At 33.9% G+C, this 23,654-nt stretch carries 21 protein-coding genes; 13 read left to right on the top strand and 8 right to left on the bottom strand.

What is annotated here, in order from left to right; genetic code table 11:
• Positions 1 to 68: 68 nt before the first annotated feature.
• Entirely contained in the window at positions 69 to 602 is a 534-nt protein-coding gene (locus B9Y54_RS03075; RefSeq protein ID WP_085558914.1) for an AbaSI family restriction endonuclease, read from the top strand.
• A 24-nt stretch (positions 603 to 626) separates the two neighbouring features.
• The gene (locus B9Y54_RS03070) at positions 627 to 1,001 is read left to right on the top strand and encodes a hypothetical protein (RefSeq protein WP_159446094.1); all 375 of its coding nucleotides are present in this window, start codon (positions 627 to 629) and stop codon (positions 999 to 1,001) included.
• Positions 1,002 to 1,122: 121 nt separating this feature from the next.
• Here the strand turns inward: B9Y54_RS03070 and B9Y54_RS03065 are convergent, their stop codons facing one another.
• Together B9Y54_RS03065 and B9Y54_RS03060 are read right to left on the bottom strand one after the other, a co-directional pair.
• Positions 1,123 to 1,503: a VOC family protein gene (locus B9Y54_RS03065; protein ID WP_085558912.1), complete on the bottom strand. Its 381-nt coding sequence runs from the start codon at positions 1,501 to 1,503 to the stop codon at positions 1,123 to 1,125.
• Positions 1,504 to 1,734: 231 nt separating this feature from the next.
• Positions 1,735 to 3,144: an ISLre2 family transposase gene (locus B9Y54_RS03060; RefSeq protein ID WP_085558911.1), complete on the bottom strand. Its 1,410-nt coding sequence runs from the start codon at positions 3,142 to 3,144 to the stop codon at positions 1,735 to 1,737.
• Positions 3,145 to 3,411: 267 nt separating this feature from the next.
• Between B9Y54_RS03060 and B9Y54_RS03055 the strand changes: the two genes are divergently transcribed.
• The 7 genes from B9Y54_RS03055 (at position 3,412) to B9Y54_RS03025 (ending at position 10,295) form a co-directional block, all read left to right on the top strand.
• Positions 3,412 to 4,518, top strand: a complete 1,107-nt coding sequence (locus B9Y54_RS03055) for an IS4 family transposase (protein ID WP_085558910.1) — start codon at positions 3,412 to 3,414, stop codon at positions 4,516 to 4,518.
• Between the two features lie 346 nt (positions 4,519 to 4,864).
• Complete coding sequence (gene yghU, locus B9Y54_RS03050; protein ID WP_085560491.1) at positions 4,865 to 5,653, top strand: glutathione-dependent disulfide-bond oxidoreductase; 789 nt, start codon at positions 4,865 to 4,867, stop codon at positions 5,651 to 5,653.
• Positions 5,654 to 5,838: 185 nt separating this feature from the next.
• On the top strand, positions 5,839 to 6,228 hold the full coding sequence (locus B9Y54_RS03045; protein ID WP_085558909.1) for a hypothetical protein: 390 nt from the start codon (positions 5,839 to 5,841) through the stop codon (positions 6,226 to 6,228).
• Positions 6,229 to 6,376: 148 nt separating this feature from the next.
• Entirely contained in the window at positions 6,377 to 7,786 is a 1,410-nt protein-coding gene (locus B9Y54_RS03040) for an ISLre2 family transposase (protein ID WP_085558908.1), read from the top strand.
• A gap of 312 nt (positions 7,787 to 8,098) precedes the next feature.
• Positions 8,099 to 8,572, top strand: a complete 474-nt coding sequence (locus B9Y54_RS03035) for a YbaK/EbsC family protein (protein WP_085560490.1) — start codon at positions 8,099 to 8,101, stop codon at positions 8,570 to 8,572.
• A 2-nt stretch (positions 8,573 to 8,574) separates the two neighbouring features.
• Positions 8,575 to 9,276 carry a hydroxyacylglutathione hydrolase gene (gene gloB / locus B9Y54_RS03030; RefSeq protein WP_085558907.1) on the top strand — a complete coding sequence of 234 codons (702 nt, stop codon included), beginning with the start codon at positions 8,575 to 8,577 and terminating at the stop codon, positions 9,274 to 9,276.
• A gap of 107 nt (positions 9,277 to 9,383) precedes the next feature.
• A complete protein-coding gene (locus tag B9Y54_RS03025; RefSeq protein WP_085558906.1) occupies positions 9,384 to 10,295 on the top strand; it encodes an EamA family transporter in 912 nt (303 codons plus the stop codon).
• 92 nt (positions 10,296 to 10,387) lie between these two features.
• Here the strand turns inward: B9Y54_RS03025 and fabV are convergent, their stop codons facing one another.
• From fabV to B9Y54_RS03010, 3 genes are all read right to left on the bottom strand, one after another.
• Complete coding sequence (fabV, locus tag B9Y54_RS03020; RefSeq protein WP_177173772.1) at positions 10,388 to 11,584, bottom strand: enoyl-ACP reductase FabV; 1,197 nt, start codon at positions 11,582 to 11,584, stop codon at positions 10,388 to 10,390.
• 627 nt (positions 11,585 to 12,211) lie between these two features.
• Complete coding sequence (locus B9Y54_RS03015; RefSeq protein ID WP_085558775.1) at positions 12,212 to 13,318, bottom strand: IS4 family transposase; 1,107 nt, start codon at positions 13,316 to 13,318, stop codon at positions 12,212 to 12,214.
• A gap of 410 nt (positions 13,319 to 13,728) precedes the next feature.
• The gene (locus tag B9Y54_RS03010) at positions 13,729 to 15,048 is read right to left on the bottom strand and encodes an IS1380 family transposase (RefSeq protein WP_085558905.1); all 1,320 of its coding nucleotides are present in this window, start codon (positions 15,046 to 15,048) and stop codon (positions 13,729 to 13,731) included.
• Positions 15,049 to 15,590: 542 nt separating this feature from the next.
• Between B9Y54_RS03010 and add the strand changes: the two genes are divergently transcribed.
• Both add and B9Y54_RS03000 read left to right on the top strand, forming a co-directional pair.
• Complete coding sequence (gene add / locus B9Y54_RS03005) at positions 15,591 to 16,595, top strand: adenosine deaminase (RefSeq protein WP_085558904.1); 1,005 nt, start codon at positions 15,591 to 15,593, stop codon at positions 16,593 to 16,595.
• A gap of 184 nt (positions 16,596 to 16,779) precedes the next feature.
• Positions 16,780 to 18,339 carry a histidine kinase N-terminal 7TM domain-containing diguanylate cyclase gene (locus B9Y54_RS03000; RefSeq protein ID WP_085558903.1) on the top strand — a complete coding sequence of 520 codons (1,560 nt, stop codon included), beginning with the start codon at positions 16,780 to 16,782 and terminating at the stop codon, positions 18,337 to 18,339.
• Between the two features lie 358 nt (positions 18,340 to 18,697).
• Here B9Y54_RS03000 and B9Y54_RS02995 read toward each other — a convergent pair whose 3' ends face one another.
• Positions 18,698 to 19,888, bottom strand: a complete 1,191-nt coding sequence (locus B9Y54_RS02995; protein WP_085558902.1) for a coenzyme F420-0:L-glutamate ligase — start codon at positions 19,886 to 19,888, stop codon at positions 18,698 to 18,700.
• Between the two features lie 389 nt (positions 19,889 to 20,277).
• On the opposite strand from B9Y54_RS02995, the gene B9Y54_RS02990 reads away from it, so the two are divergent.
• On the top strand, positions 20,278 to 20,844 hold the full coding sequence (locus B9Y54_RS02990) for an NUDIX hydrolase (protein ID WP_085558901.1): 567 nt from the start codon (positions 20,278 to 20,280) through the stop codon (positions 20,842 to 20,844).
• Between the two features lie 65 nt (positions 20,845 to 20,909).
• Here the strand turns inward: B9Y54_RS02990 and uraA are convergent, their stop codons facing one another.
• Positions 20,910 to 22,172, bottom strand: coding sequence for a uracil permease (gene uraA, locus B9Y54_RS02985; protein ID WP_085558900.1), 1,263 nt, complete (start codon positions 22,170 to 22,172; stop codon positions 20,910 to 20,912).
• A gap of 325 nt (positions 22,173 to 22,497) precedes the next feature.
• On the opposite strand from uraA, the gene B9Y54_RS02980 reads away from it, so the two are divergent.
• The gene (locus B9Y54_RS02980) at positions 22,498 to 23,025 is read left to right on the top strand and encodes a YehS family protein (RefSeq protein WP_085558899.1); all 528 of its coding nucleotides are present in this window, start codon (positions 22,498 to 22,500) and stop codon (positions 23,023 to 23,025) included.
• 62 nt (positions 23,026 to 23,087) lie between these two features.
• Here the strand turns inward: B9Y54_RS02980 and B9Y54_RS02975 are convergent, their stop codons facing one another.
• A complete protein-coding gene (locus tag B9Y54_RS02975) occupies positions 23,088 to 23,528 on the bottom strand; it encodes an OsmC family protein (protein WP_085558898.1) in 441 nt (146 codons plus the stop codon).
• Positions 23,529 to 23,654: the final 126 nt, after the last annotated feature.

The following is a 23,654-nucleotide window of genomic DNA, read 5'->3' as shown; positions in this document are numbered from 1 at the left end:
CATCTTTATAGAAAATCATTTATTTTTGACTTTATAAAGAAAGAGAAAATTTTTACAAGGAGGATTAGATGAACAAGCTTGAATATTTAATTAAGACTTTTTCTCGTACTAAACGAAAGGATTATGAGAATTATATACTTAATGCTATCTGGCAAAAAACTAATTATTTAAATATACGACCTGTAACCCAGCAATATGTAAAGGGTGATAATAATAAATACTATTTAATCGATTTATACTTTCCCCAAATAAATGTAGGCGTAGAAGTAGATGAGGCTTTTCATAAAAAAAATACTAAATCTGATTTAAAACGTGAATTAACTATTGAAGAAAAATTATCATCCATTCGCGAAAGTAGTCTATTTGAATTAAAACGAATTGATGCAACATTACCATTACAAAAATTAACAGAGAGAATAGAGACAGTTTCAGCAGAGATAAAAGAAAAAATAGTAGATAAAAAAATTACAGAATGGGATACAGATGTATCTATTAAAGAGCAAATAAAGAAAAAAGAATATATATCGATTGATGATTTTTATCGCTTTCGTTTAATTACTGACGTTGCTAACCAGTTGTTTTTCAAAAATTATAAAGGCTAGCAACAAGCAAGCTTCTTAGTTACTATTGATGATGAACTTACGCACGTTTGGTTTCCGACTATTTCAACAAAAGAAAAAGAAGAGCATAGTCAATGGTTGAACTACTTAAATGAAGACTGGAGTGTTATCACAGAAGAGAATATTCGTGAAGACGGTAAAACAGTTGATCATGAATTAGGTGATTTAAGAGTGGTTTTTGCTAAGATAAAAGATAATTTCGGGAAATTTAGCTATAGATATATTGGGAATTTTCGGTTAAAGGAAATTTCAGAGGACAATAAGTTGCGTAGGTATAGAAAAGTAAGTGATCGATTGTATATTGATTATGAAAAGAAAAAGTTATTGATGGAGAAAACTCTAAAACCTCATTTAGATACATCACGGAGAATAGTACCATAAATGATACTATTTTTAGAAAATAATTGATTTAATCTTAAATAAAAACAGCAGGAAATTAAAGAATAAAAATAGATGCCTATTGGTTATTACCAACAGGCATCTATTTTAACTATTCAAACAATTATTTTGCGCGTTTTACTTCAATGCGATAGCCATCAGGGTCTGTCACAAAGAAATAGGTTGGTGTACCGCCTGAAAGTCCTCTTAACTCACCTGTTTCGTAAGTAGAGGCTGTACAAATTTCATACATTTTTTCTAAATCACCGACAGCCACACCTAAATGACTGAAGCCATTTCCTACATTATATGGCTCAGCATCATAATTATAAGTGAGCTCAATCTGTACAGAAGAACCGGGAGAATTCAGATAAACTAAATCAAACTTTTTTTCAGGGAATTCTCTGCGGCTAGCAACTTCAAAATCAAATAGATTAGTATAGAAGTCTAAAGTAGCGTCAATATTTCTGACACGTAGGCAAATCTCAACGAGTTCTTGTTTCATAATATCATCCTCCAATAATGTCTTATTTTTATTCTAGCATGAATAGGTTATCTACGCATTTTTTTAACCCATGTTGTTTGTGTCAAGTTTTTCTCGAGCGTCCTATTACCATGCTAGTTTAGACGTTTTATTCTTGTACACTCATCAGCTACCGCACGGCTACTCCGCTTGCTGGCCCATCTTTTGGGAGAAGGTTCCTAAAACCAGGAACCTTTTCCCAAAAGACAGGAATTAACGAAAACTTTTAATTAATTGTCCTATTGCTGATGAACGGGAGGCATATAACGGAATAGTCCCATTTTTTGCCCCGACTGACTGCCGTGTTTTCTCATGCAATAACGACGATAAACGAACCGTTTGGTTTAACTTACGTTGATTTCTCGCACTTCTATTTTGTTGGTGAAGATAGGCTTCACGCAAGGTGTGATTAAACATCCCTTGTTTTACCTTTACCATAGCTTCGCAACCTTCTGCGCTCCAATGCATTCCTCGCTTTTTCATGCGAAAAGAGATACGTCGTTGATTGGACTCCATTGCGCCTAAACCTCTTGCGTCCTTCGGCGCTTGTTCTACTTTTTCGCACCAATCGAAAATTCGATCCCAATTTCGTACTACATAGGTTCGAAATGTAGTCAGTTTTTCCACTGCAGAAGTTTCATCTAGCGTACTTTCATACGTATCCAACCAAATAGTTAAATGATCTAAATCATGCGTCTTTAATGCTTGCTTGACCTGCTGTTTAAAAATGGTAGTTTTCACGCCAAATGCACGGTTTAACCCTTGAAAAACATGATAAGAGTCTAGCTGATTTAAAACAGGGTAGTTCGATTGAGAAAAAGCTTCTTGGAATTTGTCTGCGGTATACCCTTGTCCGCCGTCACTATTTGTAATGATTTGAGCTTGTTGTAAGGCATAATGATTCGCTGTAAAGGCTTGAATCTCTGCCCAAAAACCAGCGGTTTTTTTAGTCGTCATAATGGCTTTGGGTTCCTTTAAAGAGACGCGTTTTCCATTTTTATTCCAGCCTTCATAAAGGATGGCATGACGAACTTCTAAGCTCTTTTTCTTTTTTGTCCCACGGACAAAAACTCCATCAGCCTCGGCATAAAGATAGTCTACCTTTTTTCCTTCCGGCAACTCAGCTGATTCTTCTAGTTCCAATACGCTCTCTTCATCTTCACGTGCTTGTGCGGATCCAACGCGTTTGAGAAGACTACCGACTGTTTGATGACTAATCGTAACAGCTGTCCATTCATTTAACATATCTGCAGTATCTCTATAAGTAACGTTACTCGCCAACTCTGCCACTTTTACTTCTACTAGTGGACTATGGCGTTGATATTTCCGAATACCTAGCCAGTCATCTAGCGGATAATGATTTTGACTCTCTTGATCTATCATCAAGGTACGACAATAACGAACAGACCCAAAAATAAACTGAACGGTTTTCCAATCTTCTCGTTTCACTTTCCAACCTTCCTCTTGTTTCTGCTCTTTGATTACCTGATTGAGATGAGTGAAGACATCTCCTACTAATTCAGCGAATACTTCATACATACAGACTTGAATAGCTTCTTCTGTCTCTATTAAATTGCTTGAATCCTTTATTATTTGGTAAATCTTTGATATAATCTTATTCATAAGAAGGCCTCTTTCATTTATGTATTTGCCGCTCAAGCATACATTTATGATAGAACGCCTTCTTTCTTTTTGCTAGTAAAAAATAATAGTATCTCGAGAACTATTTTACACATACACCCATGTTATCTTTTATATTATTATCAATCACTAGTGTTGCATGAAACATTATGTGTTTCACAAATTTGTTTATATTATTCCAATATGCAAAAAAGTCCTTTATACTGAACTCAGATGACTCATCCAAGACCAATAAAAAGGACCTAACACATGGATAAGTATAAAACAAATTCTGCTTTTAATAAATGGTTTTCTTCCATTAAGCTAAATCTTTTACCAAGCCCTATTCAAAAAAAGATTGTTGACTTTGATAAATACCATAAGAAACTTAGTTTCTTCCAAGCTCTTCAACTTTTTCTTCATGGAATCAATGACGAAAAAGAAAGTCTTAGAGAGATAGATGCGGCTTTTGTTTCGAAAGAACTTCAAAAAGAAATGGGTATGACTAGTATCAGTTATTCTCAGCTCTCTAGAACTCTCTCAAAAATAGATTCAGAGATTCTTTTAGCCATTTTTAGTCAGCTGGTTAGTCAGGCTAAAAATAAAAGGCCCGTAACGAAACGAAATAGTCTCTACCTAATTGATTCTTCGACGTTTTCACTTAACCAAAACCTTTATCAATGGGCTGATTTTCGTAAAACAACATCAGGAGTTAAGCTTCACTTAAAACTCTGCTTTATGGATAATGAACATCTTTACCCAGATGAATTTACACTGACTAACGCCGTCGAGCACGATACAAATCAGTTAGAAGTATTGGTTAATCAACCTGAAGCGACTTATGTGTTTGATCGCGGTTACCTTGATTTTGAACGATTAGATACGATGCACTCGCAGGGCTACTTCTTTGTGACAAGAATCAAAAAGAATACAAAAGTTCATGTTTTAGAACCATTAGTAGCTTCCAAGAGTGAGTCCGTTATCAGCGACCAAATGGTCGCATTAGGTGCTCAGAACCATCTAACGTCCAGATTTCGTTTAGAAACCGTTCAAGATAAAAAGGGGAAAACTCTCCAGTTTATTACCAATCGTTTTGACTGCTCCTCTACTGACATTGCAGAAATGTACAAAGCACGTTGGCAAATAGAGCTGTTCTTCAAGCATATTAAACAACATATGACGATTAAAAAGTTTTTTTCGAGAAGTGAAAAAGGGGTTGTCAATCAGCTGATTTTAGCCATGATTGCCAGTTTATTAACCTATTTGATTAAGTTAAAAACAAAAAGTAACCAGTCTGTTTTCCAAATCAAACGATTTTTTCGTTATCTGTTATTTCAACCGGCAGAAGAATGGTTTAATCTTTTGATACCGACTTAGATCCTTAAAGAAAGGGTGTCCGTTGGTAATGGAATCAGTTGAATAAGCAAAATTTTCTGGAAATAGTCATCTTTTGCGTAAGCACTCCCTTTTTTTGCCTTTTTTCAGAAAAACAAGAAATGAGGTCAAATTAAGCTATGTTTATGCAACACTAGTGATTATCAATAGGTAAAAGCAGAGAGAGTACTAAAGGAGTCGAGAGATTCGTATCAAAATTATTGATATAAAAATAGTCATGATAAAGGATACGACTAATTTTGCCACAGATGAATGAGCTAAATTTTAGTTATATTAGTTTAGGAGTAGTATGATGAAGGCACAAATGATTATTATGAGGAGTGGTATGATGACGGAATATACATTACCAAAAGTATGGCAGTGGGAAGAAGAGAACGCAAAAAAAGGTGGCAATCGTCCAACAGCAGGCAGTCGTTTTGAGCAAAAATTACCAATTGGGGAGGCTCCGTTCCAACTTTATTCATTAGGAACACCAAATGGTATTAAAGTCGCTATTATGTTTGAAGAGTTAAAGGAATTAGGTGTAGAGGGCGCAGATTATGATTTGTATGCGATTGATATCGGGAAAGGCGATCAATTTGGTTCAGAATTTGTCACAATTAATCCTAACTCTAAGATTCCTGCCCTTGTTGACCAAAGCCAAAGTCCTCGTCTAGAGGTTTTTGAATCAGGCTCTATTCTTCTTTATTTAGCTGAGAAATTTGAGCAACTGATTCCAACGGATATTCATGGTCGAACCGAAACACTTAATTGGTTATACTGGCAAATGGGAGCAGGCCCTTATGTTGGTGGAGGATTCGGCCACTTTTTCGCTTATGCTCCAGAGCCGTTGAAATACCCAATCGATCGATTTACGATGGAAACGAAACGTCAGTTAGATTTACTTGATAAAACCTTAGAACAGCGTCCTTATATCGCGGGAGATAGCTACAGTATTGCAGATATTGCTATATGGTCTTGGTATGGTCTTTTAGCTTTAGGAAAATTATATAAAGGTTCTTACGAATTTTTAAATATAGATGAATACCCTCATTTCTTAGAATGGTCTCATCGTATTGCAGAGCGACCAGGTGTTCAAAAAGGTTTAGAAGTAGAGTATCAACCACTTGGAGAGTAGGTCAAGATAAAATTTTCTTTTATAGAAAAAGAGAAGAAGAGAAATTGTTTTAAAAATGCTTTCTCTCTTTTTTTATCTCTAATCTATTTTTGTAGTGAAAATAACAAGAAAACTTTTTATATTTAATAAACTTAACGTGTTATAATACCCTTATACACTAATTTTTTAGCGGAGGAGAATAAAAAATGAAAGAGATTTATTACAAAAAAGATTTATCAAAATTAGATTCTTTTAAAGAAAACGTCAGAAAATATGTTGCTTCAAAAGACTATGAACTTCAAGAGCAAGAGGGTAATCAGTTAGAATGGGTCTGTCAGATAAAAAAAGAGAGTAAGTGGACATTAGGCATTGGTAGTAAAGCTTTAACTATCGTAATTGAGGATTTTTCAGATAATTTAATAAAAGTGAAAATCGGTGAAGGTAAGTGGCTTTCTAAAATTTCAGGTGGGCTGATTACAACCGTCGTATCTGGTCCTTTATTTTTATTAGCTGCACCAACGACAGTACTAGGAGTTATTGGACAAGTCAAACTCACCTCAGAAATTGTTTCGTTAGCAGATTTAAATCTTAAATGAATTAATAGATGAATTAATAGATGAATGGGACTGTACGTGTAAAATAGTTCTCGAGAGGATATTATCTTTTTACTAGCAAAAATAAAGAAGGCGTTCTATCATAAATGTATGCTTACACGGCAAATACATAAATGGAAGAGGCCTTCTTATGGATAACATTATATCAAAATTATACGAAATAATAAAGGAATCAAGCGATTTAATTGCTACAGAAGAATCTATTCAGCTTTATATGTATGAAGTATTTACGGAATTATTAGGAGATATATTTATACACATAAACCAAACGATTAAGGAACAAAAGCAACAAGAAGGATGGAAAGTAAAGCGAGAAGATTGGAAAACAGTCCAATTTATTTTTGGGCCTGTCCGTTACCGTCGTACTTTAATGGCAGATCAAGAGAATCAAAATCATTATCCATTAGATGAGTGGTTGGGGATTAGAAAATACCAACGTCATAGTCCACTCGTAGAAGTCAAAGTAGCAGAGTTAGCCAGTAAGTGTACCTATCGGGACACCGCTGAAACACTGAAAGAATGGACAGCAGTAGCGATGAGCCATCAAACAGTAGGCAGCCTCCTTAAACGAGTGGGAGAAGCACAAGCGTGTGAAGACGAAGAAATGGTGATTGAGCTAGAAGAGTCAGCAGCGTTACCAGAAGGAAAAAAAGTCGATTATTTCTATGCCGAAGCAGATGGTGTATTTGTCCGTGGGACAACAAAGAAAAAAAGTTTAGAGGTTCATCATGCACTTGTTTATGAAGGCTGGCAGAAAAATGGAAAGAGAGTCTCCTTGAACGAGCCTAAAGCCATTATGACGACTAAAAAGACGGCTGGTTTTTGGGCAGAAGTACAAGCTTTTACAGCGACTCATTACGCGTTACAACACGCTCAAATCATTACCAATAGCGATGGTGGACCAGGCTATACCGCAGATAAATTCCAAGAAACTTTTTCGCAGTCGAATTATCCCGTGTTGAATCAATTAGACGCTTATCACATCTTTCAAGGCCTGAACCGTGCTTTTGGTGTACAAAGTAATCTCTTTAAACAGAACATTCATCAAGCGCTTAAAAAACATGATTTAGAGGCCCTAACGATCTGGTTGGACACTTATGAAAGTACCTTAGAAGAAACACAAGCAGTAGAAAAACTGACTAGTTTTCGAACTTATCTTTTAAGAAATTGGGATCGGATTTTTGATTGGCGAGAAAAAGTAGAACAAGTACCGAAGGATGCCAGAGGTTTAGGCGCAATGGAATCGAATCAACGCCATATTTCTTATCGGATGAAAAAACGTGGAATGCATTGGAGCGAAGTCGGTTGTGAAGCCATGGTGAAAGTGAAACAAGGGATCTTAAATCAAACGTTACGTAAAGCATATCTTCACCAGCAAACTAGAAGTACAAGACAACAACGTAAGGTGAAACAAACCGTTCGTGTATCGTCTTTAATGCATCAAAAGACGCGTCAGTCAGTTGGGGCAAAGAAAGGAACGATTCCGTTGTATGCCCCTCATTCTTCAGCAATGGGGCAGTTAATTAAAAGTTTTCGATAATTCCTGTCTGTTTGGGGAAGGTTCCATTTTTTTGGAACGTTCTCCAAACAGATGGGCCAGCAAACGGCAAAGCCGTGCGGTAGCAGATAGGTGTACAAAAGTAGAACGCCAAACTAGCCTAGTAATAGGACGACCGAGAAAAACTTGACACAAACAATGGGACTTGTTTTTTTGTGAACAGGTCTTTTTTATTTTATACTAATGAAGAGTCGCTGATTAGTAGTTTAGTAGGACAATCTCAACGGTACTTTTGAAAAACAGTCAAAAAGAACAAAATAGATGTAGATATACAAATAAGGAGGAAAAAAGATGATAGTAAATCTTGAAGAATTTTTAAGAAGTCATTCCATTTATTTTGAATTGTATAATCATGATCCTATTTATACAAATGAAGATGCTGTAATAATGAAAGCAGAAAAAGGATTCGCAGGTACGGAGACTAAAGCACTATTTTTAAAAGGAAAATCTGAACAGTACTATTCATTTGTAACTTTTACAACGAAACGAACTGATTTTAAGCGATTAAAGCAAGTTGTAGGCGAAAAAGTAGCTGTTGTGAAACAAGAGGAAATGGAAACGATCACTGGTCAAAAAGCAGGGGCAGTAACACCTTTAGGATATGAAAATACGATTCCAATAATAGTAGATGAAGAGCTTTTTGAACAAGAAAAACTTGTTTTTGCTCCTGCTAGACCTGACCAAACGATGGTTATTTTAGCTAAAGATTTGAAAAAAATTATTGATTTACTTGGGAATGAATTATTTAGCTATAATGAGGAGGGTTAACGATGACCATTCATCCAATAAAAGCTTTTTCTGATAACTATATTTGGGTTATTGAAGAAGGCACAGAGGCAGTAATAGTCGATCCAGGAGAAGCTAGAGGTGTGATAGGTTATCTAGTAGAAAAGAATCTAGAGTTGAAGGCTATCCTACTAACTCACAATCATGACGATCATATTGGAGGAGTCCAAGAAATTTTGGTAACGTATCCAGGCATTTCTATTTATGGACCTGAAGAAACAAGTTCTTTAGCTAATCATATCGTAGTTGAAGGCGACTCTTTTAATCTATTAAATAAAAATTTCAATGTAATAAAAACAGCCGGACACACTGATGGTCACATTAGTTACTTAGCGAAAAAGATACTTTTTTGCGGAGATGCTTTATTTTCAGCAGGTTGTGGTCGAGTTTTTACAAAAGATTATCAAGCTCAATACGATGCCTTACAAAAATTTAACCAATTAGATGATGAGGTACTAGTATACGCAGCGCATGAATATACGCAAACTAATTTACGCTTTTCGCAGGCTATAGAACCGTCTAATAAGGTGATTTCTGAAGTCTTAGTAAAAACTAATGATTTGCGTACAAAAGGACAACCAACCTTACCAACGACGATTGGTAGGGAGAAAAAGATCAATCTATTCCTTCAAGCAAATAGCTTAGAAGATTTTAAAGAACTGCGTCAAGCTCGTGATCTTTTTTAGAGCACCTCCTAAAGGATAAAAAATCTAAATAGAATAAAAAATAATAGCTAACAAAGACGATCTCTGTTAGCTATTAAAAATATACCGGAATTTGAAAAGGAGCTAGTATGTTTTATCTAACGTTAGCCATTATATGTAGTGCGTCGATTGCTCTTATTTTTAAATACACAGAAGGAACAAATGCAAATAGATACGTTATAACAAATGCCAACTACTTTATCGCATTTGCTATCAGTCTGTTTCTAATTTTTTCAAAAGGATTATTATTTGGTATTACTCGTGAAAGCTCATTTGCAACTGAGTTTTCATTGTTATCTAGTAACAATGATTACATTTTATCTCCTTATTCTAGTATTATATGGGGATTAATCATCGGAGGAATATTTGGATCATTCTTTTTTCTTTCATTTGTCTACTATCAAAAAAGTATAAAGGAAAATGGGGTAGGGATTTCAGGTACAATTGCTAAATTAGGGATATTGATTCCAATGATTTTTTCAATCGTAATATGGAAAGAATTTCCTTCTACCATTCAATGGATAGGGATTATTCTATCCTTAGTTTCCATCTTAATTGTTAATTTATCACAAAAGTCTCTTGAAAAATTTGACGTTAAACCGACTATTATTTTCTTATTTATCTTTGGAGGGATGGCCGAGTTTTCAAGTAAGTTTTATCAAAAATATGCTTTAAATGACTACAAAGATGTCTTTCTTTTTGCTCTGTTTTTTGTAGCATTTTTAATTAGTATTTTCTATACGTTTAGAAAAAAAGGAGAAATAATGAAAAAAGATATACTCATAGGCTTTGCGGTAGGAATACCTAATTTGTTTTCTTCTTATTTTTTAATTCTAGCATTAGCGACTTTAAAAACGTCTGTCGTATTCCCAATTTACAGTGCAGGGAGTATTGTACTAATTAATATAGGTGGATTTTTACTATTTAAAGAAAAAATAACCAGAAAAAATCAAGTAGCGATTATTTTGACGATTATTGCCTTAATACTGATTAATAGGTAATGTAAAAAACGGTATTTATCAAAGAGACTAGAACCTCTTGATACATACCGTTTTTTGATAGATTGGTAAATAGGTGATTTAGATAGTGGAAATTAATACTTCAATGCTTTTAATTCTTCTAAAGTAACATCTTTTTCTACATAGTTTTCAACTAAGAAGCCACTTAAAACTGAGAATTCTTTGAAAAGCATATCATAAGCTGTCATATCAGATTTAAAGTTTTCTGCATTTATTTTTTGGACTAATGCCTTTGTTTTAGCTTGAATATCTTCATCAATTTCCCAGTTATCAGGTCTAAGTCGATTAAACTCATCGTACTCAGGTTTGCCACCATAAATCATTTCTCGATAAATTCGATCTTGATGCATGATTGGTGTTTCGTGGGTACCTTGCTCAGCCATTACTTTATAAAGTGCAATACAATAAACAGGGAAAAAAGGAATAACGGCACTTGCTTTAGTCGTAACAGCAGTTGCTACAACAATCTGAGCTTTACCATTGATATCAGACAGTAATGCATTGATATTATTTGCCTTCTCATCGCAATCTGCTTTAGCAGCACCAAGAGTTGCTTGACCATAATAAGAATGATTCAGTTCAGTTCCTAAATAAGAATAATTTGTTGTTAAAACACCATCAGCTAATACGTCCGCTTCTTTTAGTGCTTCCATCCATAATTGCCAGTCTTCTCCACCCATTACTTTTACCGTATCAGCGATTTCTTGATCCGTTGCGTAATCGAGTGTTTCAGTGTAGTACAGTTGTTCTTGCATGTCAATGGTTGGACCAACGACGGGTTCTCCAATAGCTTTAATAGAAGAGTGGTAGACTTCTCCAGTGTCAGGATCTTTTCTAACACCACTTGCCAAACTATAAACGACTAAATCTATTTTACCACCAAAATCATTCTTTATATAATTGATAACTTCTTGCTTACTTTCATAGCTGAAAGCATCTTGAACAAAGTTTTTAGCAATTAATCCTTCTTTTTCAGCTTCTTCTCGAAACGCAATATTATTATACCAACCAGCGGTGCCTAAATTTCTTTCACTTTTTGGGCCTTTTTCAAAAGAAACACCGATTGTATCTGCTCCTGCTCCAAAAGCTAGACTAATTCGAGTAGCTAAACCATAGCTTGATGATGCACCAACGATTAAAACCTTTTTTGCTCCTTCATAAGGTCCTTTCTTTTTTACATAATCAATTTCATTCACTACTTCTTGCATACATCCAACTGGATTTATGCCTAGTGCTACGTTTCCACGTAATTTATGTTCAAATTTCAGCATGGTGTCTTTACCTCCTATTTAAATGTTAGTAAGAATATAATACCAGAAAAAACTCTTTATCACTAAATAATCTAATTCTATTTACTATTTAAAAAATAGGACACAAGAAAATGTGCTCTATTAATTAGGAGAGTAGTCAAAATTTTGAGACGAAATTAGCTTTTTATGTTCATTAATACTAAAAATCTGTGTGATAATAAACTTTTTTGGTAATTAATTTACACATGTTATTCTGGATGGTATATGGAACTAGGAAGGAAACTCTAAAAGCTTGTCATAAAATCTTAATTATTCTAAAAAATGAACAACTTTTTTGACGATAGAGGTACTTATACTCAATAATGATATAAAGATTATTTTTGGAAACGCCTATTGTTAATTAATGTAAAATATAATAATAAGCTAGTAATAGAATAGGACATTCTAAAAAGTCTTGAAGGAAGATAAAAGAAAAATGATATATTTTTTATCACTAGTGTTGCATAAACATAGCTTAATTTGACCTCATTTCTTGTTTTTCTGAAAAAAGGCAAAAAAAGGGAGTGCTTACGCAAAAGATGACTATTTCCAGAAAATTTTACTTATTCAACTGATTCCATTACCAACGGACACCCTTTCTTTAAGGGTCTAAGTCGGTATCAAAAGATTAAACCATTCTTCTGCCGGTTGAAATAACAGATAACGAAAAAATCGTTTGATTTGGAAAACAGACTGGTTACTTTTTGTTTTTAACTTAATCAAATAGGTTAATAAACTGGCAATCATGGCTAAAATCAGCTGATTGACAACCCCTTTTTCACTTCTCGAAAAAAACTTTTTAATCGTCATATGTTGTTTAATATGCTTGAAGAACAGCTCTATTTGCCAACGTGCTTTGTACATTTCTGCAATGTCAGTAGAGGAGCAGTCAAAACGATTGGTAATAAACTGGAGAGTTTTCCCCTTTTTGTCTTGAACGGTTACTAAACGAAATCTGGACGTTAGATGGTTCTGAGCACCTAATGCGACCATTTGGTCGCTGATAACGGACTCACTCTTGGAAGCTACTAATGGTTCTAAAACATGAACTTTTGTATTCTTTTTGATTCTTGTCACAAAGAAGTAGCCCTGCGAGTGCATCGTATCTAATCGTTCAAAATCAAGGTAACCGCGATCAAACACATAAGTCGCTTCAGGTTGATTAACCAATACTTCTAACTGATTTGTATCGTGCTCGACGGCGTTAGTCAGTGTAAATTCATCTGGGTAAAGATGGTCATTATCCATAAAGCAGAGTTTTAAGTGAAGCTTAACTCCTGATTTTGTTTTACGAAAATCAGCCCATTGATAAAGGTTTTGGTTAAGTGAAAACGTCGAAGAATCAATTAGGTAGAGACTATTTCGTTTCGTTACGGGCCTTTTATTTTTAGCCTGACTAACTAGCTGACTAAAAATGGCTAAAAGAATCTCTGAATCTATTTTTGAGAGAGTTCTAGAGAGCTGAGAATAACTGATACTAGTCATACCCATTTCTTTTTGAAGTTCTTTCGAAACAAAAGCCGCATCCATCTCTCTAAGACTTTCTTTTTCGTCATTGATTCCATGAAGAAAAAGTTGAAGAGCTTGGAAGAAACTAAGTTTCTTATGGTATTTATCAAAGTCAACAATCTTTTTTTGAATAGGGCTTGGTAAAAGATTTAGCTTAATGGAAGAAAACCATTTATTAAAAGCAGAATTTGTTTTATACTTATCCATGTGTTGGGTCCTTTTTATTGGTCTTGGATGAGTCATCTGAGTTCAGTATAAAGGACTTTTTTGCATATTGGAATAATATAAACAAATTTGTGAAACACATAATGTTTCATGCAACACTAGTGATTTTTTATATAAATAGACCTCATAGTAATCAAATAAAATAACAAGCACAAAATAATTAAAGCGATTACAAGTTGAGTTGTTAACCTGAATAATTCATACCTTTAATTTTTTGTTGTTTTTAATCAATTAACACACTTTTTTCAAATTTTTTTCAAATTAACGTTTAATAGTTTTACTTTTTGGTACTTAATTCATTTATTTATTGGTTTCTCATTAAGAAAGTACGAATTTTGGGCATAGTTGGTCCTTGGTTTTGATTGGTTTTTTTAAAAAAAATTAAGGAGTTTTTAAATATAATGCCGAATCCTTTGGATTCGATTAAAGACGGCATAAAACTCCGCTTGATAAACATGCGAACTAGAAATTTTTAGATACATTTCTCTCGCAGTACTCACTAGTTTGCCAGCTACTTTGAATAAGCGAAGACGAATCGTATTAATTTGAAGTCCTTTATAATTTTTATCAAAACAAGTTGTACGCAAAAAATTGATTAGGTTGTATGCAAGGACACTTATCATCATACGTGCATGATTTTCAATAAATTTAGGGCTATCTGTCTTATCAAAATAGAAACCATTTTTTGCTTCTTTAATGTAGTTTTCCATAGCACCACGCTTTTTATACGTCTTAAAAACTTGTTTTGATGAAATATTTTCTGAAAAATTTGTGACAATAAACGTATGCTTGAAAAGTAATTCACCCATTTCTCGAATGGATTGAATGCATACTCTACGCGGTTTAGACCAAGACGCTGCTTGATAGGAAACGGAATAATAGTATTCTTCTTTTTCATTCCAAGGATAATTATCGTCGTAATACACAAACTCTTCTGCTAATCGGTATAAATTATTATTATGTTTTAGGCGAATGACAAAGTTTGACCCATATTCTTCGCATAACTCATAAATATCAGGTGTTGCAAATCCACTATCTCCACGCACTAAAATATCTGTCGTAGGGACTGCTCGATTGTAATGATCTAATAACGGTTCAAGAAACCCTTTAACTCCTTTAGACGTGTATTGATTTCCTGAACGAAGTTTAGCTTTTAAAAAATCGCCCGTTAATCCATCGAATACGACTAATGGATGATAACCGTTTGTTCGATAGTGGGCATTATAATCTGTTTGTTCCTGAATACCGAAGGTATCAGAGTGTGTAGAATCCAAATCAATAATCATATTCATATCATTGCGAACAAATCTCGCTTGGTCAATTAATGTTTGATTAAAGGTTTGTAAATCATTAATCGTTTGGTCTGTAATGCGATCAAGAAACCGAGAGATAGTCGGTTGAGAAGCCAAACACTCTTCTTGTAATAGAGTTTGTAATACTGGATCATATTGTAAGATAGTCGCAGACGAATCAGCTTTATAGCCAGCAATTAGTTGAAGAATTAGTTGTTTTAAAATTTTATGGTTAGTGTGTTTCCAATAGCGACGATTTTCATTATATGAAATGAGTTTTTTTGACAATTCTTCAAAATGAAAAGTATCCATTAATTCATCAACTAAAATTAATCCTGAATCACTCGATAAACGACCACCTGTATGAGAGACATATAAATGGTTATTGAATTTCATTGCTTTTTCTTGTAAAGTAATCATTGAGAGAACCCCTTTCTATTGGTTGGTTGTGATGATATAACCATAGCAGAAAGGGGTTCTTTTTTCATCACCTAATGGGTGATAAAGCAAATTAGTTTAAACGCTGTAAAATCAACATCGATTAGTATTTTTAGAAAAGCTATGAATTATTCAGGGTTAAATAGAAAGATTTCTGCTATATTTATAATTACAAAATTCTTTATTCAGATTTTATTAATAGAGGTACTTTTTGCTTATTATTTTTAAAAGCTATATTTATTTTAAAGTAGAATATAAAATATGTATCGTGACTAATCAATAAGATGAAGACGGTTGTATTAGCGTTCTAATAACTTATAATGAATAGAAATAACTAATTCATGCTAATTTTAAGTAGTCGTAAATAGTAAAAAAATTTAAAGGGAAAATATAGAGCTAGAGTACTTTTATTTTGCCTACACTTTAGCACATTCTGATTCTATAGTTCAAGAGATAAGAAGAAATAAGTCATTGTTAAAAAGAGCAATTAAATTACAAAATAATTTAAGAAGGGATTTAATAATATGGAGGAAAAAATCGTTCATCAATTACCTAAGGTAGAATTACACTGTCATTTAGACGGTTCTGTTCCTATGGAAACACTAAAAAAAATGGCAAAAAAACAACAGTTTGATCTAGCTTTACTTGATCAAATTATTGCACCAGCAAAATGTACTAACTTAGTCGATTATTTAAAAGGTTTTGATATTATTCATCAGCTAATGCAAACTTATGAGCAACTGGAAGAGTCAGCCTACGCAACTGCAAAAGCTGCAGCTTTAGAAAATGTTCGCTACATGGAGTTGCGTTTCGCTCCACTCTTGCATATCGAAGCGGATTTAACCGTACCAGAAGTTATTGCAGCAGTCAGTGGAGGAATTCGCCGTGCTATGGAAGAGTCTACCATTGTAGTAAATTTATTGATATGTGGGATGCGCCAGCATTCTAACGAAGATAATCTTACGATGTTATCTGAAGTCATAAAGATAAAAGAAGAGTTAATGGTTGGTTTTGATATGGCTGGTCCAGAACCTGATTTTGCAAACGATCATATTGAACCATTAACGACCTGTGCAAAAGAAAATGAATTACAAATCACACTTCACTCTGGTGAGTGTGGTTGTGCTCATAATGTTGTTCAAGCGATACGCTTGGGAGCAAAACGTATTGGACATGGGATAGCTATTCAAAAAAATGAAGCGGCGCAAGCACTTTGTTTAGAAAAGGAAACCATCATCGAAATGTGCCCGACTAGTAATATCCAAACCAATGCGGTTAAAGACTGGGAAGATTATCCTTTAGTCGATTTTTTGGAAAAAGGAATAAGCTGTTGTATCAATACAGATAATCGTACCGTTTCAAATACAACGTTGACGAAAGAATATATGCTATTAGCTGAACATACTGGAATTAGTTATCCAACAATGAAATTATTAAACCTAAATGGCTTAAAAGGTGCTTTCACGACTCCAGAGCTAAAAGGACAGCTTTTCAAAGTAATGGAAGAAGATTACGCACCCTACATGTAATAGAAAATGAAAGGTGAGACTTACAGGTATTAATCGGACTATGTGTCACTTTTTTTAAACTCTTATAATAAAAATCGTTAATTATTTAGTGAAATAAGTAACGATTTTTTATTACTTAAATAAATAAAAAATTAAAGCTGTTTAATGATTCGTTGTGAAATTTACCAGGAGAGGATATATAACTATGAACTCACCTCTGACAGCTTATATAGCACTTATTTCTGCATCGGGCGTATTAAACGTGTATTTATGTTTATATGTGTATTTTAAACGTCAACGCTATAGAAATATTGCTTGTTATTTTATGATCTATACTGCAACAATAGCGATTTATTGTTTTGCTTCAGCTTTTTCTTTAATGAGTGTGACACTAGAACAAATAAAATTTTGGACAACTATTCAATACATCGGTATGCCAATTTCTGCGATATTAGGTTTACTATTTATCATGCACTATCTAGGACTTCATCTTTCAAAAATTAAGATAGTTGCTTTACTTGTTGTACCAATAATCACTTCAATTATGGTAGCAACGAATGACTTTCATCATCTTTATTATCGGGTTTTTGAAATAGATCCTGTTTTAGGAGCACCTTACATAAATCAAGAGATAGGCCTATGGTATATGATTCATGGAGCGTATATCTTTTTTTGTATGCTAGTCGCTCTTTTACTAGCTATATCACATTGGAAAGAGATAGCAAAAATATATCGGCCACAGTTACTTTCTTTGATATTAGGACAATTTATTCCTATGGTAACAGCTTTTTTATATTTAATGGAACTTACTCCTCGAGGGGTTGATCCTGTTCCAATGATTTTATGGCTTTCTTCGATTTTATATTTATGGTCAATTAGTTCGTCTCGAATGTTTACATTAATGCCTGTTGCAAAAAACCTTATATTTAATAGTATAAATGATGGAGTAATGGTATTGGATGAGTCTCTTCAGTTAATTGAATTTAATCAAATTTGTGGGAAATATTTCCCGAAGTTAAATAAGACGTTGATTGGAAAATATTTCTACGATATTTGGCTTGAACTAATAGGTAAGACTTTCCCCTTAGTACTTGAGCTGGAGAGTCATAACCAAGAGATACAATTGGTCGTTAAAGAAACAAAACGTATTTATCAAATTCGCGTCTCGCCATTGATTGAAGTTGGAAATAACAAAGGTCTGATTATAATTTTTACAGATATTACTGAATTGAGAGAATTACAAATTAAACTAGAGTATCAGGCTAGCTATGATGGATTAACTCAAATATACAATCGCCGTGCTTTTATGGAACATTGCGAACAAAATTTCTTAGAAGCAGAGCAGAAAGAGATTCCCTTTACAGTTATCTTGATGGATATTGATCATTTTAAAAAAGTAAATGATACGTATGGACATTATATAAGGGATCAATTACTCAAACATGTTGTAAACATTTTTAAAAGCCAATTAACAAAAGGACAGATTTTTGCTAGATATGGTGGGGAGGAATTTGCTTTATCCTTAAATGGATATACAGCAGTAGAGGCTGAGTTATTAGGAAATAGGCTACGTGAAAGTTTGGAAGGACAGAGCCTTTATTCTTCTAAAGGGATTATCTCAGTTACTTTTAGTATGGGAGTAGCCCAAGCAGTACCGGATAAAATAGAAACGATAGATCAGTTATTGAATAAAGCGGATAAAGCATTATATTCTGCAAAACAAGCAGGACGTAACCAAGTCCATGTTTATAAGAGAGTTAAGTAAAAAGTAGATAAAGAGGATAGTGTGTTGAACAAAGAGAAACGAATAAAAAGCTACCAGTCGTTTAGCCAGAAGGACACGTACTATCTTTACCTCCTTATCCAACTTATAAAACTAATAAAATTTAAAACAATCATTTACCACTGGGAATAAGGATTAAGGAGAAGTGATAGTTATCTTATCTATAATTCGGAAATCTTATCTAAATCTAAAAATCAATAAAATAGTAGACAAGTTAGTTTTCAAAAAACAATTAAACGATTTTGAAGAGATAAAAAGGATACGTGAATGAAAAAAAACAATAATCCTATTTTAGATTAGGATTATTGCTTTTTTATTAAACTATTTTTCGATAAGTGAATTATTCTGTAAAGTTATCAAAATATCCTTGAATATAGATAATAGGCGTCCCTTTATCTCCACTACCGGAAGTTAAATCAGATAAAGATCCAATTAAATCAGTTAGTCTACGAGGAGTTGTCCCTTGAGCTTCCATCGCGCCAACAAGATCTTCTTTTTTGTTTACAATGTAACTAGAAATCGCTTCTTTCAACTCTTTCCCACGAAGATGCGAGAAGTTGTTATCTGCTAAATATTTCAGTTTTACCTCATTAGGTGTACCAGCAAGACCGGACGTATAAGCAGGAGAAACAACTGGATCTGCTAATTCCCAAATTTTTCCGACAGGATCTTTAAAGGCTCCATCTCCATAAACCATTACCTCGATTAGTTTACCTGTTTGTTCTCTCATTTTTTCTTGAATATGATCAACAATGGGTTGACAACTATGAGGAAATAATTTTAAGGTATCGTCGGTAGCTTTATTAGATCCAAGTAGACCATAAGATTCATTAAAGCCACTGCCATTAATTGATTTTGATAACACATCATCAAGGCCGTATACTTTTTCGGCTCCAGCATTAGTAAGAATTCGCTTTGTTCTAGCTCTTGAATGGATATCACTTGCTAGTACACTTTTTGTATACTTTAAAATTGTTTTTGGATCGTTTGAGAAAATAATTTCACAACTCGTTCCTTCAGCTTCGATGATTGAGCGATAGTATTCGATATAATCAACACCAGTAAATTCGTGTTTTTTATAACCAAAGTGCTCACGGAATTCACTTTCAGTCAATACATCTGTCCAAGGATTAACGCCTCTAACATCTAATTCATCGATATCAACAAGTTGGTTACCCACTTCATCAGAAGGGTAGCTCAACATCAAAACAATACTTTTTGCTCCCTTTGCAATACCGCGTAAAATATTTGAGAAACGATTACGACTAAGAATTGGAAAGATAACCCCAATTTTTTCGTCTCCATATTTTGTTTGAATATCTTCAGCAATATCATCGATGCTAACATAATTTCCTTGTGCGCGTGCGACGATTGATTCGGTAATCGTTATAATATCGCGATCTTCAAAAGTTATGCCTTCAACTTTTGCTGCATTCAATACAGTATCTACTACGATTTTCTCAATATTATCACCTTCATTAATAATTGGTCCTCGAAGACCACGTACAACTGTTCCAACGGCTCTTTCCAATAAAATCTCCCCTAACAAATTACTTTATATATAAATAAGTAAGTACAACTATCTATATACTACTGGTCCATTATACCTTTCTGGATGGATAGATGTAAAACGTTATATTGTAATACTGGGTATATAAATATGATTTGCAGTTAATTAATTAAATCTTTGAAAGATTAAATTTTAAAAAAGGTAGTAGTAAGTAGAGAAAGACAAGCAATCTTCCTATTTAGCTAATGAACAGGAAGTATTCATTTTTTCTTCAAATAATGAACTAATTTATTTTAAGAGAAGCGTTTTAGTTAGTTTTAACTGATTTATTTTTCTACAGTTGGTTCTTCTGATATAATAGGTATCAGATAAAAGCTTAAATAAATGATAGAACTAAAGGAGAATCTTAGATGAACTTAAAAGAACAATTAACTCAATATAAACCGTACAATGATCGAGAAGCTGTAGATCAAAAAGAAATACTGCGTTACTTGATGACTTTCGATAATTTATTAACTAGAGAAAATGAACAGGCTCATTTCACTGCTTCAGCGTGGGTGGTAAATAAGAAGAGAACAAAAGTATTGATGGCGTATCATAATATTTATCAATCGTGGTCATGGGTTGGCGGACACACAGACGGCGATACTGATTTGCTACACGTAGCTTTCAAGGAAACACAAGAAGAAACAGGCTTGACAAATCTTACAGCAATTTCCAAAGAAATTTACTCCATTGAGATTCTAGAAGTTCCAGCTCATATAAAAAAAGATAAACCAATAGCCAAACACCTGCATTTAAATCTTACCTATCTCATTGAGGCAGATGAAGATGAATTAACCTCTATTAAACCGGATGAAAACAGTGGCGTAGAATGGAAGGAATTAGACGATGCCGTTATGGCATGCAGTGAAGCAGAGATGAAAGTTATCTATCAAAAGTTAAATCAAAAATTAAAAAGGTATGCAAAAAAATAGCCTTTACAAAATAAAAAAGATTCCATGCTTTTGACTAGCATGGAATCTTTTTTTCGTTTATTTATTTATTCGTTCATCCAGCCTAATTTATCAAATAAGTAAAATGAGACACTCAAGATAATACCAACAACACTGGCAAGAATCATTCCTTTTAACTCAATGCCGGCAAAGTTAACAGTTAGGCCACTTAAACCAGCTACGAAAACGATTGATGTTAAGATGAGGTTTCTAGATTGACTGTAATCAACCTTTGATTCAACTAATAAACGTAATCCGCTTGTTCCAATCATTCCATAAAGCAAAAAGGTTACTCCGCCAATAACATCTCCAGGAATAGTAGAAATTAAAGCTGCTAATGGTCCGACAAAAGCCATGAAAATAGAGAAAATAGCTGCACCAGCAATGACTCGAACGCTATAAACGCCGGTAATAGCCATCACGCCGATATTCTCACCGTAAGTAGTTGTAGGAACACCACCAATTAAGCCGGAAATAGCCGAAGCTAAGTAATCTGCAAATAATGAACGGTGCAAGCCTGGTTCTTTCATTAAATCTCGGCCAATCACATTAGACGTCACAACTTGGTGTCCGATATGTTCCGAAGTTACCACTAGAAGAACCGGCAGCATTGTTAAAGTAGATTGTAAATCAAATTTTGCCCATTGAAAATATGGTATTGTGAACAAAGATGCTTCTAAAACAGGAGCAAAATCAACCATACCAAATGCGATTGCGGTAAGATAACCAGCAATAATGGAGATTAAAATGGGGATAGTAGATAAAAAGCCTTTAAATAATACCGAGCCTAAAACAGCTACACCTAAAGTGATGAAGAAAATAATAAAGTTTTGAGGAGTCGCAGTATCAGTCATTAAGTTAGCACCGATTGTCCCACCATTAACAGTATTGCTTGCTAATTCTAGACCAATTAAAGCGACAACGGCTCCCATAGCTGCTGGAGGAAGGACAACGTTGATCCATCCTGTTCCCACTCGATGAATGAAGAGTGCCAAAAGGCAACCGATTAAACTTAAAACAACAAATGCTCCTTGTGCGTATTGGAATCCTTGATTGGCAATAATGATACTGGTTGGTCCGATAAAAGCAAAACTTGAACCAAGGTAAGCAGGAGCCTTTCCTCTTGTAATGAAAATGAACAACAATGTTGAAAGTCCATTCATTAATAAAACAATACTTGGATCAATTCCGAAAATGATAGGCACTAAAACCGATGCTCCAAACATTGCAAACGTATGTTGAAGACTTAAAGGAATAAGTAATTTTACTGGGACCTTTTCATCTACTTGAATAATATTCTTCTTTGACATCTATGATTCCCCCTGTTTTAGGCACAAAAAAAGCCTTTTGAATGTGTTATTCGCAAAAGGACCTAAGGTATCAAAATTTGATTTGTTACCCTTTCTAATCTCTCTGGACTAGTTTAAAAGGACTTCGCTTCAATTATTCTAGCAGTAAAAAATAGGAATTACAATAAAGGAATGATATTTTTAAGAAAAGGACTCACTAGTAATAGAAACAGTAACTTTTGCCTAGCTGGTCAAGAGTATTATTTCATGGCATAATGCAATAAACAAGGTATAGGAACTCGTCTAGGGATAAGCAGCCTAATCCAATAGAATCGGAGGATGAAAAATGAATAATAATGATAGACTTGTACGCTTAAGATATGCATTAGACATTAAAGATGCAGAAATGGTTGATATATTTAAATTAGGTGAGTTAGAAATAACTAAAGAAGAAGTTCAACAACTTTTAACAAAGGTTAAAGCCAAACAAAATCAAGAAGATGACGAAGGCTACTCAGTTAATGAATACATGAAAAAATGTAAGAATACGGTATTAGAATCTTTTTTAAATGGATTGATTGTCTTTAAAAGAGGCAAACAAGAAGTTAAACCAGGAGAACCGATAAAAAAAGCAGAAGTAATGATAAGAAACGATCAAAGTGTTAATAACGTTTTGTTGAAAAAATTAAAAATAGCTCTTTCTTTGACTAGTGATGATATATTAGGGATTTTAGACGAAACAGGTGTTCACTTATCAAAAAGTGAATTAAGTGCTGTTTTAAGAAGAGAAGGACAGCGCAATTATAAAGAATGTGGTGACCGTTACGCTAGAAACTTCTTGAAAGGATTAGCTATTCGTTACCGAAATGACTAAAAACAACTAAAAAAACACGAGACTTTTCTCTAAGTAAAAGAGAAAAATTTCGTGTTTTTGAATTAAAGTTTGTGTATTTCTGTTTTAGTAGTTGGTGCATTATGAATCGTATCAGCTACTGGACAAGTGCGGTCAATGAAAGCTACGAAATTTGCAATTTCTTCATCTGTATTATCTGCATCAATATACATTTTAGATACAATTGAGGAGAAACCTATTTTAGCATCTTTATTTTTTCCCATAAAACCATCTGGATCCAATTCGCCTTCTAACTCTACACGAATATCTTTTAAGTTAATACCGTGCATCTTAGCAAAAGAGCGAGCTACGATTACTTTACAACCACCAAGAGAAGATAGTAGCGCTTCAACAGGATTCATCGCTTCATTTGATCCACCTAAGTTCTTTGGTTCATCCAATATGAATTCAAAATTTCTTGAGGTACATGAGACTTTTAATCCACCGATTGATTTAGCTACTGCATGAAATGTTTCTATTGCCATAAAAATAACCTCCTATTCATTTATACATCTATTGTATCATAAAAAAGCGCTTTATGCTCACTTATTCACAGAAATAACAGGCAAATGAATACGAACACTAAAAAGGAAGCTGATAGATAATTAGCT

Source organism: Carnobacterium iners (genome assembly GCF_900177385.1).
Classification (GTDB): domain Bacteria; phylum Bacillota; class Bacilli; order Lactobacillales; family Carnobacteriaceae; genus Carnobacterium_A; species Carnobacterium_A iners.
This window is presented reverse-complemented; position numbering and strand designations above follow the sequence as displayed.

Excerpts from the sequence above, each read along its gene's own strand:
- B9Y54_RS03075 (WP_085558914.1), top strand. The coding sequence starts at position 69 with ATGAACAAGCTTGAATATTTAATTAAGACTTTTTCTCGTACTAAACGA.
- B9Y54_RS03065 (WP_085558912.1), bottom strand. The coding sequence starts at position 1,503 with ATGAAACAAGAACTCGTTGAGATTTGCCTACGTGTCAGAAATATTGAC.
- B9Y54_RS03060 (WP_085558911.1), bottom strand. The coding sequence starts at position 3,144 with ATGAATAAGATTATATCAAAGATTTACCAAATAATAAAGGATTCAAGC.
- B9Y54_RS03055 (WP_085558910.1), top strand. The coding sequence starts at position 3,412 with ATGGATAAGTATAAAACAAATTCTGCTTTTAATAAATGGTTTTCTTCC.
- yghU (WP_085560491.1), top strand. The coding sequence starts at position 4,865 with ATGACGGAATATACATTACCAAAAGTATGGCAGTGGGAAGAAGAGAAC.
- B9Y54_RS03045 (WP_085558909.1), top strand. The coding sequence starts at position 5,839 with ATGAAAGAGATTTATTACAAAAAAGATTTATCAAAATTAGATTCTTTT.
- B9Y54_RS03040 (WP_085558908.1), top strand. The coding sequence starts at position 6,377 with ATGGATAACATTATATCAAAATTATACGAAATAATAAAGGAATCAAGC.
- gloB (WP_085558907.1), top strand. The coding sequence starts at position 8,575 with ATGACCATTCATCCAATAAAAGCTTTTTCTGATAACTATATTTGGGTT.
- B9Y54_RS03025 (WP_085558906.1), top strand. The coding sequence starts at position 9,384 with ATGTTTTATCTAACGTTAGCCATTATATGTAGTGCGTCGATTGCTCTT.
- fabV (WP_177173772.1), bottom strand. The coding sequence starts at position 11,584 with ATGCTGAAATTTGAACATAAATTACGTGGAAACGTAGCACTAGGCATA.
- B9Y54_RS03015 (WP_085558775.1), bottom strand. The coding sequence starts at position 13,318 with ATGGATAAGTATAAAACAAATTCTGCTTTTAATAAATGGTTTTCTTCC.
- B9Y54_RS03010 (WP_085558905.1), bottom strand. The coding sequence starts at position 15,048 with ATGATTACTTTACAAGAAAAAGCAATGAAATTCAATAACCATTTATAT.
- add (WP_085558904.1), top strand. The coding sequence starts at position 15,591 with ATGGAGGAAAAAATCGTTCATCAATTACCTAAGGTAGAATTACACTGT.
- B9Y54_RS03000 (WP_085558903.1), top strand. The coding sequence starts at position 16,780 with ATGAACTCACCTCTGACAGCTTATATAGCACTTATTTCTGCATCGGGC.
- B9Y54_RS02990 (WP_085558901.1), top strand. The coding sequence starts at position 20,278 with ATGAACTTAAAAGAACAATTAACTCAATATAAACCGTACAATGATCGA.
- uraA (WP_085558900.1), bottom strand. The coding sequence starts at position 22,172 with ATGTCAAAGAAGAATATTATTCAAGTAGATGAAAAGGTCCCAGTAAAA.
- B9Y54_RS02980 (WP_085558899.1), top strand. The coding sequence starts at position 22,498 with ATGAATAATAATGATAGACTTGTACGCTTAAGATATGCATTAGACATT.
- B9Y54_RS02975 (WP_085558898.1), bottom strand. The coding sequence starts at position 23,528 with ATGGCAATAGAAACATTTCATGCAGTAGCTAAATCAATCGGTGGATTA.